The following is a 19,465-nucleotide window of genomic DNA, read 5'->3' as shown; positions in this document are numbered from 1 at the left end:
CCCATAGGCGCCGATAAACGCTCATGGTTACATCGTTGGGAATGAGGTGATCGCTAGTGAAACAAACGAATAAAATCTGGATTGGCCGGGTCATCCGGGGGCTGCTGATCGGTACGCTGAGCTGGACGGTGACCGGTTGCTCTCCTGAGCAGCCGCCCGTGATTGCCCTCGTACCCCAGGAGTCTGCTGAGACAGTTGTTCGTCCGGAGCAGCCGCCTGCGCCCGCTCCGGCACCGGCGCATGTTGCTCCGTTGACCGGCGTGAGGGTCGCTGACAAGCAGGAGGCGCGCCCGGTGATGGTCGTGATCAATAACGCGCCGCAAGCCCGTCCTCAAAGCGGTCTTGCAGAGGCCGACCTGCTGTTTGAGGTGCTTGCGGAAGGGGAGATTACCCGGCTGCTTGCTTTTTATCAAAGTCAATCCTCGGACGTGCCGGTGGGACCGGTACGCAGTATCCGGCCTTATTTCATCAGCCTTGGCAAAAGCTACGATGCAATTCAGGTGCATGCAGGCGGCAGCCCGGACGGGTACGAGATGATCCGCCGACAGCGGGTCGCCAATATGGATGAAATCACGAACTCCGGACCGTATTTCCAGCGGGATAAGTCGCGCAAGGCGCCGCATAATTTGTATACAACGATTGATCAGGTCAGGCAGGGAGCCATCAAACGCGGACTGGATGAGCCAGGTCCGGCGCTGCCTGTATACGCCTTCCTTGCGCCGAAATCGGATGGAACAAGCCCGGCCGCGCTTGAGACAAGCAGTGCGGGCAGCAGAGAAGCGCTCAGGCTGGACGTTACGTTTCTCGTAAAGTCTTATCAGGTTTCGTATGCGTATGACCCGGCGGACTATGTGTATGTTCGTTCGATCAACGGCAAGCCGCACGAGGATCTGAATGGCGGACAGCCGCTAAGCGCGGCAAATGTGATTGTAATGGGCGCATCGCATAAAGTGCTGGATAACGAAGGCAGGCGGGACGTCAAGCTGACAGGCTCCGGCGCTGCACTGCTGTTTCAGCAAGGGACCGTCCGCTCCGTGGAATGGCGCCGGGCACGTGAAGAAGACCCTGTCCGCTGGTTCGAACAGGGCCGTGAAGTGTCCTTGCTGCCGGGGCAAACGCATGTGATGGTGGTGCCGGACGCCCCGACCTTCGAGGAGCATATCGTTTATTGAGCGAGCAGAGCCGACATTTTTTTCTTCCACAAGTCGATGTAAGGGTCCAGCGCCCAATGAGTCATGATCACCGATTCATGCGGCTGCAGCTCGACGGTCAGCAGCGGGCTTGAAATCAAACCGTTCTGATACGGGTAAATGATCAGATGCCGTTCGGTCACGACAGCTACGATATCTTTGTTCGGTGACGAAAAAGCGTCCAGGGCGGCTGGCTGCACGCGCTTGATTTCCAGCCAGTCGGTGACGAGCTTGTCGTGCGAGACGACTTCCGCAGGCAAAGGCAGCGGCAGCTCCTGCAGCCGGAGCTTGGAGCCTGAAGCTGCCGCAGCTTCGGCGGCGGCCGATCCGGATGTTGAGGCGGCTGCAGTGGACGCAGCCGTTGCGACCTGGGCAACCCAGCGTCCCTGCCGACGCGAAATCGTCCAGTTATCTCCGTCCAGCGCCGTCACAGGCAGCGAGAGGGCGGAGACGCCGGTTGCGGAGACAGCTGTTGACGGTGACGGAGCAGCAGCAGCCAGTTCCTGCAGCACGGGCTCAACCCGGGCCCCGTAAATGTCCTGCAGCTTGATATGCGGTTGGGCAGCCGAATCCGGCGAGCCGCTGCTGTTTGCGGCGGCTAGCTGACGCACTTCCTTCACCCATACATTTGTTGTGGTCAAGTCTGCAGCCGCCTGGTCGTTTGCTTGCTGTTTTGTAACCTGCTGCTCCATCGCAATGTACCGGTTGCCGACAAACAGCAGCTTTTCCGAATGGGTAACGGACTTCGTTCCCGGCTGCTTGCCGAGCTCGTTTGCTGGCGCAGGCAAAGCCGTTCCAGGCCGGGCTTCACTCGCCAGCGTCGCCGTCAAGCGATTCGCCAAACCGCCGCCGGAGGCTGCTGTGCGAGCTTCCGACAGGCGCCAGAAATCAAGCTTGTAGGGCATCACGATGCCGCGGTTGGCGGCCATGATCTGCAGACGCTTCGCCTCCGGGGCGATGAGCAGCGTACGGTATTCGCTTCGGCTGGCTGAGCCGTTGTCGGCGCTCAGATCGGTCCGCAAACCGAGAAGCAGCGCAGAGCGTACGGTCGATTCGTAATCGTTTATGATCGCTTGCGACGCGGAGCGCGGCGCAGGCTCCTGCTCCACGATGGCTAGCGGCGGCGCGGGGACCGGCTGCCGCTGACCGATCCCGAACAGGACGAGACCGATGACAGCGGCCGCAGTGGCCGCCGCAATCCAGGGGCGTCTCCATACCGGGGAGGCCGGAGCCGCTACCGCTTGGTCCAGACGTGCTTCGATGCGCTGGCGCAAGGCTTCCGTGAATCCATCTTGATCGAACGGGCCGTTAACCAATTGTTGTTTCCACTTATTGTCGATCGGGTCCATGGTCAAGACTCTCCTTCAACCTCGAAATTTTGCCGCGCGCATGAAATAGCCTGGACTTCACTGTGCCCTCGCTGACCCCCAGCACATCGGCGATTTCCTTCATCGACAGCTGATGATGGGCGAACAGCACCAGTACCTCCCGATATTTGGCAGGCAGCTTCAGCACCAGCTCCCATACGTCATTGAGCGCCATCCGGGCCATCACATCCTGCTCGGCGGAAGCGGCTGCCTGCTCATCTCTGGCCGTAAAGGCGTCCACCAGCGTCACCCTGCGCAGAAAAGCCGATTTGCGGTAGTCCAGCGTCATGTTCCGTGTAATCGCAAGCAGCCACGTTTTGACCGACGATTCGCTGCGGAACGTGTACAGGTTGCGATATACTTTGATAAATACCTCTTGGGTAATATCGTCAGCCTGATCCCACTTGCGTGTGATGCTGTAGGCATAATTCCATACGTCCTTGCCGTAAGCGGTCATCAGCTCATGTAAAATTTCTTTTTTGTCCGTACTGTCGGACAAGTATTTTAAGTATTCAAAATTTACTTCCGAATCCACTACGGACACCTCTAGTCTTATGACGATCAGTTCCTGGCAAAAGTTCAGTCTCCTACCAGTGTACTTGCATCGCTGCTATTAATCAAAGAGGTTTTCTAGCAGCGTCCATAAGGGGCTGTTAAGGCGCCGTCAGCTCGGGAACGGTGACAAGTGTGTAACCTTGTGCTTGTAAATAGTCAATCGCCAGTGGCAGCGCCTCGACCATGTTGTGCAAATTTCCTTTCTTGCCGCCGAAGCTGTGCATCAAAATAATGCCGCCTGGCTTCACTTGCTTGCGGATGATCGCCAGCATATCCTGCGCCGTATTGCCGGACCAGTCGCGTGTATCCACGGTCCAGCCGACCAGCTCGCGGTCCAGCTCCTTCAGATGCTTTTTCAGCACAGATGACGTAGCGCCGTAGGGAGCGCGGAACAGCGTGGCCGACTGTCCTGTAGTCTGGCGGATGAGCCGGTCTGTTTCATCAACCTCCCGGTCGATGCGGTCAGCCGACAGCTTGGACAAATCGGCATGGGTCAGGGAATGATTGCCGATCACATGGCCTTCCTCTTGAATCCGCTTGAGCACGTCCGGATGGTGGCTGATCTGTGTGCCTACGACAAAAAAAGTCGCCTTCACCTGATGCTCCTTCAAAATGTCGAGGACAGCCGGCGTATACTTCGCATCCGGTCCGTCATCGAAGGTGAGCGCGACCCGCTTGGCGGCATGGGGGACATTGGCTGTTCCGGCTTCACCCTGTCCCGCAGCTCCGCTGGACGAAGGGCGGATGACCGCATGTGACGCTTCGGCGGCTGGTCTGGTATCCAGCGAAAGCGACTGCGGCGCAGGCGGCCCTTCGATCGGAAGGAAGACGGCCACCGGTTCCTTGGCGCTTTCCAGGACGGCCGGGATCGGGGCCGCGGGTGCTGTCCCGATCAATGCGGCAAGCAGCATGGCCGATATACTGAGCCCGGCGATACCGCCCCAAATCCATTTTCTTTCAATTGCTGCATGTAAAGCCATGTCCGTTTCCTCTTTCATGAGCTACATCGGCTGTATGCCCACTGGCGTGAAGCATTCGTCGGATGATTACCTATTTTGACGAAACGTAGCGAAATTTAGTTCAAGCCTGCGGCGGTATTTTTACGGGTTTTTCGAATTTTCGGCCGCACGAAAAAAAGCCGGAGCGCGGGCAGGAGCAACCCGCGGCATCGGCCTCGAAAACACGGCCTGCGGCCGCTGCTTCAGCTTATCCATAAATCCGCTCAAAAGGCGGTACAAATGCTTCCTCGCGGCGGCCTCTCCGGAGCGCGGCCTCATCTTCGTCTCGGATTCGGGCATGTCCGTCATCACGCGCAAGCACAAGCACCTTGCCATGATCCAGCTCGGCCTCCAGCCGGGCGGCCTCATGCTTGCCGATGTTCAGCGACTCCAGCTTCGCCCGCAGCTGATTGCCGCGCGACCGGAACAAGTTGGCGAAGGCAGTGGCCACGCCCTCCTCCATCATGCCGATCGTATTGGTATCTGTCAGTTTGCTTAACTGCTCTGTCCGGTCGTTCTCATGGGCCAATACGTAAATGTCGCTAAGCCTATGCCCCTGCTCGCGAAACTCCCGGATGGCGCGAAGTACTTGATCTGTGCCGTCAACCAGCTTGATTTTCGTATTCATTATGACTCCCTCCCGCGTATATAAATGGCCGCTTTCCGCAGCTGCTCGCCAAATACGCTGCTTCATGCGTCATGAGACAACCTGCGTGGCAATGCCCGGCGGCGGTCCGGTCGGCCGCTTGGCTGACCTGTGTCCTACTTACCCGTGCCGCTCCGGGCTGAACCGGCGGACAGCTGTTTCAAAACGGAGCAATGCGGTTACATAAGGGGAGAAAACCTTTAAATTCTGATATGATAAGAATTGCAGCATGAGGCAAGCGAATCAAGGTTAGGGGCGACGCGAGATGAACATCGCGATTGTAGATGACAATCCGGTTAATATTATCGTCATCGAGAAAATTTTGAAAAGTGCCGGATACAGTATGTTTTGGAAGGAATCATCGGCGATCCAATTGCTCAAGCGGTTGAACAGTCATGCGGATGAAGGGAAAATCCCGGTCGATCTGATTTTGATGGATATGATGATGCCTGAGATGGATGGAATAGAAGCTTGCCGGCTTATTCACAGCGACGAGCGGATGAAGGATATTCCGGTAATTATTGTGACGGCGCTAGGCGATTCCAACAAGCTTGCAGAAGCGTTGGAGGCCGGCGCTATTGACTATGTCATGAAGCCTGTCAACAAGGTGGAGCTGGTTGCACGAATTCGGGTTGCGCTGCGGTTGAAGTTCGAGAAGGACTGGCACAAGGAAAACGAGGCGCGCATCCGCAGCGAGCTGGAGCTGGCCCGGCAGGTGCAGGGCAGTGTGCTCAGTTTGCCGCTGGTCAAGGAGCAGATTGCGATCGGCGCGGCCTATTACCCGTCGTCTGAGCTTGCCGGCGATTTTTACGCCTGGTACCGGATCGACGACCAGCGGTACGGGGTCATCATTTTGGACATTATGGGCCACGGCATTTCGTCTTCGCTGGTCTGTATGTTTATTTCGTCGGTCATGCAGGATACGATTACGCGGTTTGTGTCGCCGGAGTTTGTCGTGGCCGAGCTGAACCGGTACATGCATCAGCTGAATCACAAGAGCGCCAATGTCAGCTACTATTTTACAGCGATTTATTTGCTGATTGATACGGGCGAACGTACCATCGAATATGTGAACGCTGGACATCCGCCCGGCTTCATCTTTGAGGAAGGGAAGGAGCCGGTTGCGCTGGATCAGGGAAGCTGCGCCGTCGGTTTTTTCGACCAGATGGATATTGTCAAATCGACGCATACGTACGAGCGGCCGATCCGGATCGCGTTGTATACGGACGGACTGCTTGAAGCGCTCCCGCTGCCGCCGGACTATCCGGCTGAGGCTCCGGAATCTGACGTGCTGCGAGACCGGCTCCACGAACATGTGCTGGATGGCCGCTGCCCGGAGCACTTGGTGATGCAGGTGCTGCCGGCCGACATTATGGAAGCGCGCAAGGATGACATCTGTCTTGTGCTGATATCGGCGCTCTGACCCGCATAGGGATGAGGCGGAGGCGCAGGGCCGCCGGGAAACGCAGATGGGGATGGGGAACCGGACATGAAAATAAAGTCGAAGCTGCTGCTGGGCTTCGGGGTTGTGCTTGTCATTTTATTTATATTGGCAGGCATCGGCATCAATCGTCTCAGCAGCACGGATGAAAGCATTACCGAAATTTATGAAAACCGTTACGCTAAGGTTAGGCTGAGCATGCAGATGCGCAAGGAAATTTACGAGCTCGCGCAAGCGCAAAGCAACCTGCTGCTCGAAACCGACGAAGCGGCCAACGCGATTACTGCTGAGCGGGTACGGGCGCTCGGAGCGTCAGTGAAGAAAAAATTGAATGAAATCGACGGACTTCCGCTGGACACGATCGAGCGCTCGTATGTGGATAACCTGCAGGCGCGAACCGAGGCGTATCTTGTGTACGTGGGCCAGATCGTGCAGATGCACCAGTCCGGGAGGCGGCAGCAAGCGATTGAGCTGCGCAACGGCAACGGCGGCAAGCTGCGCGAGGCATTGATGCAGGCGATGAGCGAGCTGAATGAGCTGGAAGAGCAGTTCATGGAGGAGCAGGTCAGCTCAACGCTGGCGGACAATAAGCGGACCTTCACGACGACAGGGCTGCTGACGCTGCTGGGACTGCTGATCGGCGTCGGTATTATGTACTGGATTGTACACAGTATGAGCCAAGGAGTCAGTGTGCTGTCAGCGATGATCAGAGGTTTCTCCGGCGGCACGTGGGGGGAAGGCTCGGTACGTATTCCGGTCACTTCCCAGGATGAGTTCGGCCAGGTCGCGAGCATGTTTAACCGGCTGGCTGACGACCTGGAGCAAGCGGCGGGGAAAGAGCGGGAGCTGAACCGCGTGAATGAGGAAATGCTCTGGCTGCGCACCGAGGTGACGATTCTGTACAATGAGCTGCAGGAAAGCACGCGGGTGGAGCAGCTGGCTGCAGGCTTTATGGGGCGCATCTCCCGCGTATTGGAGGCATACAGCGGGGCATTTTACGTCGTGCGGCCCAGTATGATGCAGGAGAAAAAGCTGGAGCTTGCCGGCACCTACGCATCCGGCGGCGCGATGGCGGCTCAGGAGCTGGCGCTGGGCGAAGGACTGCTGGGCCAAGCCGCAAGCGACGGCCGGGTGATCCGTATTGTCGGACATACCGGTGAATACGGCTCGATCCGTTCCGCCTACGGCGGACTGGAGCCGATGCATATTGTGGTGCAGCCGGTGCATTATGAAGGGCAGGTCATTGCTGTCTTCGAACTGGTCGGCTTCCGGGAGCAGACAGAGCTGGAGCAGCGGCTGCTGGAGGAGGCGGCCGAGCGCGTCGGCGTGCTGCTGAATATGCTGCAGGGGCGTTTGAAGATTGAGGAGCTGCTGCGCATTCATCAGGGATTGACCGAGGAGCTGCAGACGCAGTCCGAGGAATTGTTTTCCCAGCAGGATGAGCTGAAGGCGTCCAATGAGCGGCTGGAGGAGCAGACGAGGGCGCTGCAGGCGTCGGAGGAGCTGCTGCAGCGTCAGCAGTCCGACCTGGAGCAGGCCAATGAAGCGCTGATGCGCAAATCGGCGGAGCTGGAGGAGCTGGTAACGGCGACGGAGGAAGTGAACCGCCAGATGGAGCAGGCGAATCAGGCGCTGGAGGAGCAGGCGCTGGAGCTGGCGCTTGCTTCGCGGTACAAAACGGAGTTTTTGGCCAATATGTCGCATGAGCTGCGCACGCCCTTGAACAGTCTGCTGATTTTGTCCCAGCTGCTCAAGGAAAACAAGGACCGCAACCTGAGCGACAAGCAGGTGGACTATGCGGAGACGATCTATGCGTCCGGTTGTGATCTGTTGAAGCTGATTGACGATGTGCTTGATCTGGCGAAGGTGGAGGCGGGCCGCATGGATGTTCATCAGGAGCATGTGCTGGTCCGGGATATTGTCGATGCCATCGAGAAAGGCTTCAAGCCGCTTGCCCGAACGAAGGGGCTGGAGTTCGAGGTGCGGGTGCAGGAAGGGATGCCGGAGCGGATCGAGACGGATTTCAGCCGACTGCAGCAGATTTTAAAAAACCTGCTCTCCAATGCGTTGAAGTTTACGAAGGAAGGCCGGGTGACGGTTACGATTCGTCTGCAGACAGATCGGCAGTCCGGCCTGCAGCCGCAGCTGGCGTTTGACGTGGAGGATACGGGCATCGGAATTGCGCTGGATAAGCAGGAGCTGATTTTTGAGGCGTTTCAGCAGGCCGACGGCACGACAAGCCGCAAGTATGGCGGCACGGGGCTGGGCTTGTCGATCAGCAGACAGCTGGCTGCATTGCTTGGCGGCGATATTGGAGTGGTCAGCGAGGAGGGCCGGGGCAGCCGCTTTACGCTGACCATGCCGGTTGCGCGGAATGCGGCAAGCATGCTCGCCGAGGCGGCGGCAACGGCAGACCTGCGGTCTCCGCCATACCGGACGCGGCGGAGTCAGGAGGCGGCAAGCCTGTCTCATGGAGGTACACCGAAGCTGGCCGACAATCCGCTGCCCGGCACACTGACAGATGATCGTGACCGGATTGAGCCGGGTGACCGTGTGCTGCTCATTATTGAAGACGATGTGCAATTCGCGGCGATTTTGCTCGATATGGCCCGCAGCCGGGGCTTCAAAACGATCGTGGCGCTGCAAGGCGATACAGGGCTGAATCTGGCGAGGAAGCATGTTCCGGATGCAATTCTGCTTGATATCCAGCTTCCGGTTATGGACGGCTGGTCAGTGCTTGTGCAGCTGAAGGGAGACTCCGCGACCCGTCATATTCCGGTGCATGTGATTTCTGTCTTTGATGACATTCAACAGGGACTTGCGCTCGGTGCGATCGCCTGGCTACGCAAGCCGTCGGGACGCGAGCAGCTGGAGGAGGCGTTTGCGCATATTCAATCGTTTCTGAACCGCGATTTGCGCAAGCTGCTGCTGCTGCAGGCGGAGGAGCTCAGCGGGAACGGGCTGATTGAGCTGCTTGGCCATGATGATATCAGCATCACTTCGGCTGAAACTGACGGTGAAGCTTTGCAGCTGCTGGGGTCGCAGTCCTTCGACTGCATGGTCATCGACTACGGGCATACGGATGTCGCTTTATATGAACTGCTGGATCGGATCAAGGCAGACGAGGCGCTGCGGCGAATTCCGATCCTGATATACACCGGCAAAACACTCGATAAGCGTGAGCAGCTGCGGCTCAAAAAATATGCCGAATCCATTATTGTCAAGGATGTTAAAACGCCGGAGCGGCTGCTTGATGAAACCTCGCTGTTCCTGCACCGGATCGAGACGAAGCTCCCGGAGGAGAAGCAGCGGATGCTGCAGAAGCTGCATAATCTGGAGACGCTGTTTGCCGGTAAAAAGGTGCTGCTGGTGGATGACGATATTCGCAATGTGTTTGCCCTCTCCAACTTGCTGGAGGGTCTTGATATGGAAGTGGCCTTTGCCGAAACCGGGCGGCAGGCGCTGGCTCAGCTCGAACGCGAGCCGGACTTCGACCTAGTGCTGATGGACATTATGATGCCGGAGATGGATGGCTATGAGGCGATGCGGACGATCCGCGCCGATGGACGGTTTGACCGGCTGCCGATCATTGCCCTGACGGCTAAGGCGATGAAGGAAGACCGGGAGAAATGTCTGCAGGCCGGCGCCTCCGACTACATGACGAAGCCGATTCATACGGAGCAGCTGCTGTCGCTGATGAGAGTGTGGTTGTGCAAATGAGCGATACTGGAGAACGCAAACCGTCCCTCCATGAAGCTGCCTCTTTACGCCATATGAGCGACATGTATATCCGCAGCCGGGGAGAACAGCCAAGCGATGAAGTTGACGAACGGGAGCGGATCGAAATTCAGCTGCTGCTGGAGGGCTTGTACCGGATGTATGGCTATGATTTTCGCAACTATGCCTTCCCGTCCGTCCGGCGCCGCATCTGGCATCGGGTGCATGCCGAGAAGCTGGCGACGGTGTCCGCACTGCAGGAACGGATGCTGCATGACCGCAGCTGCATGGAGCGGCTGCTCGGCGACCTGGTCATCCACGTGACGGAAATGTTTCGGGACCCGACGTTGTTCGCCGCCTTCCGTGAACGGGTCGTCCCGCTGCTCCGTCAGCAGCCAGCGATTCGGATCTGGCATGCCGGCTGTTCGACGGGGGAAGAGGTGTATTCGACCGCCATCCTGATGATGGAGGAAGGGTTGTACGACAAGGTGCGTATTTACGCCACCGACATCAATGAAGAGGTGCTGCAAATTGGGGAGCGGGGAGCGTACCCGCTGAAGAAGATGCAGGATTATACGAGAAATTACATGCATGCGGGAGGCAAGGACGCTTTCTCCCGGTATTATTCCGCTGAAGGCGAGCTGGCGACGTTCCATCCGTTTTTGCGTGAGAAAATTGTATTTGCCCAGCATAATCTGGTGACTGACCGATCCTTTAATGAGTTTCATGTTATTTTTTGCCGGAACGTGCTGATTTACTTCAATAATACGCTGCAAAATCAGGTGCATGCTCTGTTTTACGAAAGCTTGAGCGACGCCGGTATTCTCGTGCTGGGCCATAAGGAGTCGATTTCCTTCACCGGACATGCGGACGGCTATAAGGCGATTGATCCGCAGGAAAAAATTTATCGGAAGCATAAATGAGGTGGCATGGCATGAACGAGGCGATCCGCATACTGCTAGTTGACGATCAGCCGGAAAATTTGCTGGCGCTGGAGGCCGTGCTGGAGGACCATCATTACGACCTGGTGAAGGCCTCCTCCGGGGAGGAGGCGCTCCGCTGCTTGCTCAAGCATGAGTTTGCCGTCATTGTGCTCGACGTTCAGATGCCGGGCATGGACGGGTTTGAGACAGCGCAGTGGATCAAGTCCAGAGAGAAGACGAAGACGGTTCCGATCATTTTTATCACAGCGGCGCCGGATGAGCAGGATTTGGCATTTACCGCCTATTCCGTAGGGGCGATTGACTACATCGTGAAGCCGTTTGTTCCCCGGACGCTGAAGTCCAAGATCGAAGGCTTCGTCAGCATGTATGTCGCGCAGAAGAAGCTGCAGCAGCAGACGGAGCTGCTCAATGAGCGGACGCGGGAGCTGGAGCGGGCCAAGGAGGCGGCCGAGCAGGCGGCTCAGGCCAAATCAAGCTTTCTGGCGATGATGAGCCATGAGATCCGTACGCCTTTAAACGGAGTCATCGCGATGGCCGATTTGCTGCATGAAACCGACCTGACGGCGGAGCAGCGGGAATATACGGAGACGATCCGCCGCAGCGGCGCCGCGCTGCTGTATATTATCAACGACATTCTCGATCTGACGAAAATCGAGTCGGGCAAAATGGAGCTGAAGGAAAACTCGCTGCACCTGCGGAATTGCTTGATCGAAACCTTCGAAATGTTCCATGCCGATTGCAAAAACAAGTCGCTGGAGCTTTCCTATGACATTGACCGCCACATCCCCGAGGTTGTGATGGCCGATGAATCCCGGTTGCGTCAGGTGCTAATTAACTTGATTGGCAATGCGGTGAAGTTTACCGAGCGGGGCGGCGTCCATGTATCCATCAGCGGCAAGGGGAGCAGCGGGGAGCAACTGGAGCTGGAATTCCGCGTCGTCGATACCGGCATCGGTATCCCGCCTGACAAGCGCAGCCTGCTGTTCCAGCCGTTCAGCCAGGTGGACTCCTCGTTGACGCGGAAATATGGCGGCACGGGACTCGGGCTGGCGATCTGCAAAAACCTTGTGCAGCTGATGGGCGGTACAATTGCGTTTGTGCCCTCCAACCGGGCGGGTGCAGAGTTTGCCTTTACGATCCGGGTCAAGGAGCTGGAGGAGCTGGACTTTCTCGGTATCGCCAAATAAACGGCAATGTCTCGCAAACAGGGATGTTCCTCAAGGGTCCGAGCGGACCCGAGGGACATCCCTGTTTATTTCTGTTTATTTGTGAGCCTGTGTTGTGCCAATGCCAAGTGTGTCGTGTACGGTGCAGGCGCATCTGGCGGCGGACTTCCGGCTGCACCGCCGCGCCTACAATTTCTTGCGAATCGCTTCGATCTGTTCGCGTGTCAGCTCTGTAACTTCAGCGATGCTGTCCAGATCGACCCCTTTGCGGAGCAGGTTGCGGGCGACGGTGGCTTTGCCTTGTTCGATGCCTTGCTCAATGCCTTGCTCGATACCGCGTTCTATACCACGCTCGAAGCCTTCAAACTCTTTTTCAAATTTGGAAATCATCGTCCGAACCTCCTTAGGTTGATTATGCTGCCCCATGATATCATCCATTTTCTTCCGATTTGCTTCGGATAAGCCATTTCGGGTGACCAGCCTGATCCACGTCTGAAACGTTTGAAACAAGTCGGGTTGCAATTGCTCTTTGTTGTAGTCATGAACGTTGAATTAGAATATACCTGAAATCCAGCAGCTCGTTTTCGAACCATTCCTCCCCGGCCAATGTTTCCCTGAAGCTGCGGGCGGCAGTCCAGGTAGCCTCACCGTTGTAAAGCACCATCGGCACAATGGCAGGCAAACGAAATTGTTTGCGCGCGGCTTCCGTCTGATCGGTGTTGCGCAGCACATCTCGCCAGATTTCCATCATATATTGCAGCAATCTATACGGCATTTGGAAATCGACCTTGGATTGCAATTCCATTAGCACATAAAAAATGATTTTGCGTTCCTTTATTTCCAGCTGGTACACGAGATCGGATTCCTTTTCGCGAAAATCGTGCAAAATATAAGACTTGTCCAGCTTAATCAATTGATCCTCGTCAATATGATCGACCCACCCTTTGGCTACAAAGCTTTGCAGCAGCTCAACAAACACACGTTTGCTGGACAATAAAAACTTATAGGCCTTATCATGCGGGTGATGAATATCATTTTTGGACTCGGTTTCAGACCCAGTCCTGTTCTGCCACATAACCTCCACCTCACTCGCGACGAAGTTTCCGAATGGTTCAAGCGGATCGAATCGCAAGAAACGCTGCGGCTAAAATGCGAATGCAGCTTCGTCGAAAGCGCCGCGGTTATAAGCTTTTCGTACCACTTCTATATATACAAAACAGGCTATAAAAAAGAAACAAGTGTTCTGGCTTATAGCCTGGCGGTTCGCGGCCGTTGATTCATTTGAGGGGGTACTGGTTAAGCATAATTATCGACACAACTGCAAAAACATGGAGCTACGGGAGAAGCTTGGTTCGCTTGGCAACCAATCAAAACCATCCGTTAACAGCGGAGCGGAAGGAGAGGGATGGCATGAAGACATGGAGCAAGGGCTGGCTGATCAGCCTTCTCATTGCCGGTAGCGGAATCGTTTGGTGGGCGCTGGGCGCAACGGAGACCGGGCTGCCTCTGTCTGATAAGGCTGTCGCTCAGGCGCAAAGCGCTCTCGAGGCAGCAGAAGCCGGACTTGACCGGCATGAGACTCCGGATTTGCCGAAGCCGGCAGGGGGGGGCGCTGTTCCCGGTACGGGACATTCGGCCGGGAGTGAGACAGCGCTACCTGCCGAAACAGCTCCCACCGGTGCGGGTCGGGAAGATACGGCTGTCGCGACCGACAGCCAATCTTCCTCCGACTCACATGCAGCCGATATGCCGAGCGCATCGGAGCTGCCTCTGGAACGGATAAACGGTCTGGCGGTAACCGACGACCTCAAGACGATCTATGAGCTGAAGGGGCGGCCGCTGGCCGAAGAGCGGAGTCCGCTGTTTCCGCAGGAGCGGACACTGGTGTATGAGGACTGCAAGGTCACTTTGTACGAGCTGTCGGTTCAGGCTGTTGTTGTCCCTGCGAAGGCCAAGACCATCACCATTGACCACAAAACCTTTCCGCTGGATGCCAAGCAGCTCCAGGCTGCACTCGGCAAGCCGGATTGGGTGGCCGAGGACGGGGTCGTCTACAAACGTCAGCAGCGGGCCGTCAAGCTGTTTCTGGACAATGAGCACGGCCAGCTGACTGAGGTCCATTTGTTCCATGCACGTTCCTGATCCGCCATCACAAGAAGCAGCCGCTCCGGAGACGGCTGCTTTGCCTTGTTTACAGGTTCGAGATGACCATCATAGACGCTGGCCAACGGAATGCCTGTTAGTTAAACATCGGGAACACATACCGGACCATGAAGTACAAGAAGCCGAAGAAGATCAGCACGTAGGCCGCATATTTGATAAAGGTGGCGGCAACCATGCCCGAATCCATTTTTTTCTCGACCGTTTTTCTTTCGATGTCTACGCTTTTACCGGTTTCCATGTCCAACCACTCCTTGTCCTGATGAATTTGTGATGCCCCTTAGGGCGGGCGCTTATATGCCTATTACCCGGTCTGGCTTGGCCTGAATCTGCTGGAAGTGCCGCCGGAAGCCAGCAACCTTTTCCGTTGGAGCCGTGTAAAATAAAGACTGATCTGGTATTCTAGGACTATACAAAGGCAGCCTGATGATGCTGAATGAGATCGAACGAAGGGGGCAATTGCAATGGATGCGGTGAAGTTTAGAGTGAATGCGCACACGATACCAAACGGTCATGTCGTAGCCTTGTCCGGCGAGCTGGACTTGGGCACGGCCGACCTGCTTCGTCATCAGACGGAGCCGCTGGCTGCAGCTGCAACTAAATCACTTACACTTGACATGCGCGAGCTGACCTATATTGACAGTACAGGCATCGGAATTATTGTCTCGCTGCTCAAGCTGCGTCAAGGAGTCGGTCTGCAGCTGCAGGTGCAGCGCGTGCCGGCCAAAATCAAGCGCTTGTTTGATATGACGGGCTTGACTCGGTTCCTGATCTTCCTGCCAGATGAAGCCGAACCGACAGCGACAACGGTTTTACCTAAGCCTGGGGAGGGGGAGTCATGAGCAGTTCCGCGAGCGAGGTGGAGCGGGAAATTGTTCTGACCGTTCCCTTCGATCGGGAAGAGCTGGATACGATCCGCCTGACGTTGTATGGAATTGCAGTCCGGATGGGCTTTTCTTATGAAGCGATCGAGGATTTGAAGGTAGCCTTAACGGAAGCGTGTAATTATACGCTGCTGCAGGCTGGTACGCCGGATTCCGGGACAGCGCTGCGCTTTACGTTTTTCATGCGGGAGCAGGAGCTGTTGATTCGCCTTGAGGGACAAGGCTGTACCCTGTCGTTTGCTGAGGCGGAGATTGACTTTACCGGAGATGGCTCTGCGGAACAGCCGTCTGGCGGGCAGCTGTGGTTTGAGAGCAGCCGACTTGGCTTATACATGATGCAGGCGCTTGTCGATGAGGTGCGGATTGTAAATGTCGGCCCGTGCGCACTGTTCGGTCAGGAGGCAGCAGGGGAAGGAATCGAGCTGCTGAAACGCTTGACGGAGCGGGGTGGCAACTAGCGCCCAAGCCAAAGCTACCCTCCAGTGTCAAAAACGATTATGGAAACAGCCAATCCCCGCTTCCGCTATTGTTTCGGCGGAGCGGAGACTGGCTGTTTCAGCATGTATACGTGTCAGCCAGTACAGTTCGGTTAATCTTCCAAATAAGCGTCGAGCATCCACACATGCTTTTGCAGCGTTGAGCGCATCGCATTGAGCATATCATGGGTTCCGTCATCCGCCTGCTTTTCGGCTACGTCCATCAGCTGCTTGAACTCGCCAATTATCTGGGTGTAGTCGCTGCGCAAATCCTGCACCATCTCCTTGGCTGTGCCAAGCGGAGGATGCTCCTTGAGCGTCGTAGCGGCTGCGATTTCCTTGAAAGTGGACAGCGGGGCGCCTTTGAGCGCGAGGATGCGCTCGGCGAGCTCGTCCATCGTCAGACTGGCTTCATCGTACAGCTCCTCGAATTTTTTGTGCAGATCGAAAAATCCGGCGCCCTTCACGAACCAATGGTGCTGATGCAGCTTCATATGAAGCACGGCCCAATTGGCGACCTGCTTGTTCAGCAGCTCCAGCAAATTGCTATCCGCTGCGCCTGCCTTCATTTTCAGCTCTTGCTCCAGAACTTTTGCCATATGAATGACCTCCCGAATTTGAATCGTGATTTGCTTGCCGATGTCCTTGCTTACCCTTAGGATGACCGTACGAAACAAGATCCATTCTTGAATGGGGCTGATTATATATATGATCGTTTCAACGGTGGCGCAGCCGGGTAAAAACGGTGCAGGCTCACAAGCCGGCCAACTTCATTCAACATATGACGGAGGGATCAAACATGATTATTGAACTCAGCGTAGCTGTCATTGCCATTGCGTTTGCCGCTCTGGTCATCTACCTGATCCGAACCTTGCAGTCGGTCACAGCGCTGCTGTCGCAAACCCATGTGACGATGCAGGAGATTCAAGGGCAGATTCACGGAATCAGCGGCGAGGCGACAGAGCTGCTGCGGCATACGAATGAAGTAACGCTTGATGTGCGCAATAGGCTGCACGCGATTGACCCGATGATGGATTCGGTCAAAAATATCGGCGATGCCGTCCAGGAAGTGACAGATACGGTGAAGGAAGCAACGGCTGCTGTAGCGGAGTCGATTCGCCGGAACGTGCGGCAGCCGCAGGAAGCCCCGCAGGTTAGCCCGACCGGGCAAGCGATTGGCCGTATGCTGCAGGCGGTTCCGATGATCATTGATATTTGGCAAACATGGCGGACGCCCAAGAAGGACCCGGCTGTCGCCCAATCCCGGTAAAGACGGAATAATCCGAACAGGACAAGCTTTAGCCTGATCCTGGCCCGGACGAAGCTGTTTCATGTCTTGCTGTACCGGGTAATAAGCGGAGAATGAGCAGGATGTCCGATTTCAGGCATGCTCGACGATCTCAGGCAATGTTCAAGGAGGAAGGATCGGTCTATGATGGAAAAGTCCAGATTGTTTCAAGTACAAACAAGCAAAACAGAGCAAGCTATTACTGTGTATTTGCAAGGTGAGCTTGATTTGTCCAAAGTAGCGGAGCTTCGCGCGGCGCTTGATTCCTATATCGCGGACACCGGGCGCAGCCTGATCTTGAATCTCAGGGAGCTGCAATATATTGACAGTACCGGCATCGGCGTGATTGTATCGGTGTTAAAAGCAAGGGACGTGCTCAAGGCTTCCTTCATGGTGGAGGAAATCCCGCCGAAAATTAAGCGGATTTTTGACTTAACGGGGATTACGCCGTTTCTGCAGCAGGTCCCGCCTACCGATTCGTCCGGTGCGAGGATTGTAAATGGATAAGAAAGGATCGGTAACCAACGTATGAATCCAGAATCTCATGTCGTGAGTCTCTCTGTCCCTGCCGAGCCGGAATATATTGATTTGGTTCGGTTGACGCTGTACGGCATCAGTTCCAAGCTCGGCTTCTCCTACGAGGAAATCGAGGATATGAAGGTAGCTGTCGCTGAAGCATGCAATAATGCGGTTGTGCACGCTTATGAGCCGGGCCGCCCGGGTATCGTGGATGTACGGTTCGAGCGTATCGAGGATGGTCTTCGCATTACCGTGAAGGATCATGGACCGAGCTTTGACTATGCGGCCAAGTCCGAGCGGGCGGAGTCGCTGCATGACAAAACATTAAATGAAATTAACGTCGGAGGTCTGGGCATTTATTTGATGCAGGCGCTGATGGATGATGTTGAGGTGAAAACCGGCATCGGAACGGAAGTGACCTTGACCAAACGGGTAGTGCGAAGCGAGGAAATGGTATGAGAACCAACTCAGATCGTTCACATGCAGGGATCAATACGGATGAGCTTATAATCAAATACCAGGAAACGGGCTGCAATGACACAGCCACGATTTTGCTGAGACAGTATGAGCCCATGGTGAAGATGGCGGCTGGCAAAATGGCGCGTAACCGCCCGGATCTTTTCGAAGACTTGTACCAAGTCGGCCAAATGTCGGTGCTGAAGCTGTTGAAGCAATTTGACTTGTCTGTCGGCGTGCAGTTCGAGGCATACATGATGAAAAGCGTCATCGGCCATATGAAAAATTATTTGCGGGACAAATCCTGGTATGTCCAGGTTCCGAGGCGTATCAAGGAAAAAGGGAATCAAATCCAGCATGTGGTCGATCGGCTGACAATGCGGCTGGAGCGTTCTCCGAACGTCGATGAAATTGCCGCCGAGATGGAGCTGTCTGTCGAGGAAACGATTGAGATATTGGCCGGCCGCGATTATTACCACTACGTCTCGCTGGATACGCCGCTATCCTCGGAGGATAACGGATCTACGATCGGCGATGTGATCGGCAGCCCGGGGGATGCGTACCAGACCGTCGACAACAAGCTTGCGCTGCAGGAGGCGCTCGTTCATTTGAAGCCGGAGGAGCAAAAGGTGCTGCAGCTTGCGTATGAGGAAGGACAGTCGCAGCGCACAATTGCCCAGGAGCTCGGCGTGTCGCAGATGAGCGTTTCCCGCATCCAGAAGCGGGCGCTGGACAAATTGAAGCTGTACTTTCAACAAACGGACGGACGCCGCGGCGCCGAACCCTAAAAAACGCGCTCCTTTGTTATGGAAGGGGGGCGTTTTTTATTGAGCGGATGAGTCCAAATGATGTTGGAACCGTTTTCGAAGCAAATAAAAGAGGTCTCCAGGCCACACGGTTGTTGTGGCAATGAAGACCTCGTGCTTGAGGTACATGCTCGGAAGAGTCGTCCTGTGTCGGATAAGTTATCCAAATGTTGCTGCTTGTGGCTTCAGCTGAATTGATGGCTGAGTGCTTTAGGCTGCATCAAAAACAGTTCAGGAACGCGAAGCTTGCTCTACGACACGGTTGACCGTGCTCGAAGCTTGGTCGACGGCAGCCTTGGTTGCCGCTTCGACCTTGTCCGCCGCAACGTGGAGCGCATCCGCGGCTTGCTCTGTCAGCTCATGCGCTTTGTCTGCCGCGCGTTCTGTCAGATGGGCTGCTTTGTCTGTCGCATGCTGCGTCTGATCGGAGATACGGTCCTTGAGGTCATGCGTTTGATTGGCGATCGCTTCGCTGTGGTCCTTCATGATCTGTACGGTTTCGGCTGCTTTTGTTTTGCAGGAATGGACAAGCTCCGTGCTGCGAATTTGCAGAGACTGGAATTTTGTTTTCAGCTCGCCTCTGAGCTGACGGCCCGTCTTCGGTGCGGTCAGCAGCGCAATTCCTGCTCCGGCCAAGCCGGCTGCAAGTGTACCGATCCATACGTTTCCTCGTTTGGTTTCCACTGTACTCATGTTTGTTCAGCTCCTTTTGTAATCATTTATGACATGTCAAGCTGGCATACTTTCTTTTACCCGACCCGTTTCCGTATGAAACAAAGGGAACCTTTGCACGGAGTGTACCGTCCAATGGGTGGTGAGGTGAATTTCGGGTGGCATTCGAGTATTTGAAGT

General features: G+C 55.7%; 21 protein-coding genes. 12 read left to right on the top strand and 9 right to left on the bottom strand.

Going from position 1 to position 19,465, the window contains the following annotated elements; genetic code table 11:
* Positions 1-56: 56 nt before the first annotated feature.
* Entirely contained in the window at positions 57-1,172 is a 1,116-nt protein-coding gene (locus AC6ROY_RS21850) for a DUF3048 domain-containing protein (protein WP_500102712.1), read from the top strand.
* Here the strand turns inward: AC6ROY_RS21850 and AC6ROY_RS21845 are convergent.
* The 4 genes from AC6ROY_RS21845 to AC6ROY_RS21830 form a co-directional block, all read right to left on the bottom strand.
* Positions 1,166-2,539, bottom strand: coding sequence for a hypothetical protein (locus AC6ROY_RS21845; RefSeq protein WP_500102711.1), 1,374 nt, complete (start codon positions 2,537-2,539; stop codon positions 1,166-1,168). The genes AC6ROY_RS21850 and AC6ROY_RS21845 overlap by 7 nt on opposite strands.
* Positions 2,520-3,092 (bottom strand): RNA polymerase sigma factor, encoded by a 573-nt coding sequence (locus AC6ROY_RS21840; protein ID WP_500102710.1) that lies wholly within the window; start codon positions 3,090-3,092, stop codon positions 2,520-2,522. Before AC6ROY_RS21840 ends, AC6ROY_RS21845 begins: the two co-directional genes overlap by 20 nt.
* Before the next feature lie 118 nt (positions 3,093-3,210).
* On the bottom strand, positions 3,211-4,092 hold the full coding sequence (locus tag AC6ROY_RS21835; protein WP_500102709.1) for a polysaccharide deacetylase family protein: 882 nt from the start codon (positions 4,090-4,092) through the stop codon (positions 3,211-3,213).
* A gap of 226 nt (positions 4,093-4,318) precedes the next feature.
* Positions 4,319-4,738, bottom strand: coding sequence for a YflT domain-containing protein (locus tag AC6ROY_RS21830; protein WP_500102708.1), 420 nt, complete (start codon positions 4,736-4,738; stop codon positions 4,319-4,321).
* Between the two features lie 283 nt (positions 4,739-5,021).
* Between AC6ROY_RS21830 and AC6ROY_RS21825 the strand changes: the two genes are divergently transcribed.
* The 4 genes from AC6ROY_RS21825 to AC6ROY_RS21810 all read left to right on the top strand — a co-directional run bounded on the left by AC6ROY_RS21825 (position 5,022) and on the right by AC6ROY_RS21810 (position 12,045).
* Complete coding sequence (locus AC6ROY_RS21825) at positions 5,022-6,179, top strand: PP2C family protein-serine/threonine phosphatase (protein ID WP_500102707.1); 1,158 nt, start codon at positions 5,022-5,024, stop codon at positions 6,177-6,179.
* A 66-nt stretch (positions 6,180-6,245) separates the two neighbouring features.
* Positions 6,246-9,917 carry a response regulator gene (locus tag AC6ROY_RS21820; protein WP_500102706.1) on the top strand — a complete coding sequence of 1,224 codons (3,672 nt, stop codon included), beginning with the start codon at positions 6,246-6,248 and terminating at the stop codon, positions 9,915-9,917.
* Between the two features lie 53 nt (positions 9,918-9,970).
* On the top strand, positions 9,971-10,837 hold the full coding sequence (locus AC6ROY_RS21815; protein ID WP_500102705.1) for a CheR family methyltransferase: 867 nt from the start codon (positions 9,971-9,973) through the stop codon (positions 10,835-10,837).
* A gap of 11 nt (positions 10,838-10,848) precedes the next feature.
* Positions 10,849-12,045, top strand: a complete 1,197-nt coding sequence (locus AC6ROY_RS21810) for a response regulator (RefSeq protein WP_500102704.1) — start codon at positions 10,849-10,851, stop codon at positions 12,043-12,045.
* Between the two features lie 165 nt (positions 12,046-12,210).
* On the opposite strand, the gene AC6ROY_RS21805 is transcribed toward AC6ROY_RS21810, so the two are convergent.
* Both AC6ROY_RS21805 and AC6ROY_RS21800 read right to left on the bottom strand, forming a co-directional pair.
* Entirely contained in the window at positions 12,211-12,414 is a 204-nt protein-coding gene (locus AC6ROY_RS21805) for an Rpn/YhgA-type helix-turn-helix domain-containing protein (RefSeq protein ID WP_500102703.1), read from the bottom strand.
* 148 nt (positions 12,415-12,562) lie between these two features.
* Positions 12,563-13,099, bottom strand: coding sequence for an Rpn family recombination-promoting nuclease/putative transposase (locus AC6ROY_RS21800; protein WP_500102702.1), 537 nt, complete (start codon positions 13,097-13,099; stop codon positions 12,563-12,565).
* Positions 13,100-13,434: 335 nt separating this feature from the next.
* On the opposite strand from AC6ROY_RS21800, the gene AC6ROY_RS21795 reads away from it, so the two are divergent.
* Positions 13,435-14,166, top strand: coding sequence for a hypothetical protein (locus tag AC6ROY_RS21795; RefSeq protein WP_500102701.1), 732 nt, complete (start codon positions 13,435-13,437; stop codon positions 14,164-14,166).
* A 97-nt stretch (positions 14,167-14,263) separates the two neighbouring features.
* On the opposite strand, the gene AC6ROY_RS21790 is transcribed toward AC6ROY_RS21795, so the two are convergent.
* The gene (locus AC6ROY_RS21790) at positions 14,264-14,425 is read right to left on the bottom strand and encodes a hypothetical protein (protein WP_500102700.1); all 162 of its coding nucleotides are present in this window, start codon (positions 14,423-14,425) and stop codon (positions 14,264-14,266) included.
* A gap of 223 nt (positions 14,426-14,648) precedes the next feature.
* On the opposite strand from AC6ROY_RS21790, the gene AC6ROY_RS21785 reads away from it, so the two are divergent.
* Complete coding sequence (locus AC6ROY_RS21785; protein WP_500102699.1) at positions 14,649-15,026, top strand: STAS domain-containing protein; 378 nt, start codon at positions 14,649-14,651, stop codon at positions 15,024-15,026.
* Complete coding sequence (locus AC6ROY_RS21780) at positions 15,023-15,526, top strand: ATP-binding protein (RefSeq protein WP_500102698.1); 504 nt, start codon at positions 15,023-15,025, stop codon at positions 15,524-15,526. The genes AC6ROY_RS21785 and AC6ROY_RS21780 overlap by 4 nt, the downstream gene beginning before the upstream one ends.
* 131 nt (positions 15,527-15,657) lie before the next feature.
* On the opposite strand, the gene AC6ROY_RS21775 is transcribed toward AC6ROY_RS21780, so the two are convergent.
* The gene (locus AC6ROY_RS21775; RefSeq protein WP_500102697.1) at positions 15,658-16,143 is read right to left on the bottom strand and encodes a Dps family protein; all 486 of its coding nucleotides are present in this window, start codon (positions 16,141-16,143) and stop codon (positions 15,658-15,660) included.
* A 200-nt stretch (positions 16,144-16,343) separates the two neighbouring features.
* Here AC6ROY_RS21775 and AC6ROY_RS21770 point away from each other — a divergent pair, with 200 nt between their 5' ends.
* The 4 genes from AC6ROY_RS21770 to AC6ROY_RS21755 all read left to right on the top strand — a co-directional run bounded on the left by AC6ROY_RS21770 (position 16,344) and on the right by AC6ROY_RS21755 (position 18,595).
* The gene (locus AC6ROY_RS21770; protein ID WP_500102696.1) at positions 16,344-16,814 is read left to right on the top strand and encodes a DUF948 domain-containing protein; all 471 of its coding nucleotides are present in this window, start codon (positions 16,344-16,346) and stop codon (positions 16,812-16,814) included.
* Between the two features lie 165 nt (positions 16,815-16,979).
* Positions 16,980-17,339 (top strand): STAS domain-containing protein, encoded by a 360-nt coding sequence (locus AC6ROY_RS21765; RefSeq protein ID WP_500102735.1) that lies wholly within the window; start codon positions 16,980-16,982, stop codon positions 17,337-17,339.
* 21 nt (positions 17,340-17,360) lie between these two features.
* Positions 17,361-17,810 (top strand): anti-sigma B factor RsbW, encoded by a 450-nt coding sequence (rsbW, locus tag AC6ROY_RS21760; RefSeq protein ID WP_500102695.1) that lies wholly within the window; start codon positions 17,361-17,363, stop codon positions 17,808-17,810.
* A complete protein-coding gene (locus AC6ROY_RS21755; protein ID WP_500102694.1) occupies positions 17,807-18,595 on the top strand; it encodes a sigma-70 family RNA polymerase sigma factor in 789 nt (262 codons plus the stop codon). Before rsbW ends, AC6ROY_RS21755 begins: the two co-directional genes overlap by 4 nt.
* A 249-nt stretch (positions 18,596-18,844) precedes the next feature.
* On the opposite strand, the gene AC6ROY_RS21750 is transcribed toward AC6ROY_RS21755, so the two are convergent.
* Positions 18,845-19,306, bottom strand: coding sequence for a YtxH domain-containing protein (locus AC6ROY_RS21750; protein ID WP_500102693.1), 462 nt, complete (start codon positions 19,304-19,306; stop codon positions 18,845-18,847).
* Between the last annotated feature and the right edge of the window lie 159 nt (positions 19,307-19,465).

The sequence above is a fragment of the Paenibacillus sp. sg306046 genome (genome assembly GCF_059821225.1).
This window is presented reverse-complemented; position numbering and strand designations above follow the sequence as displayed.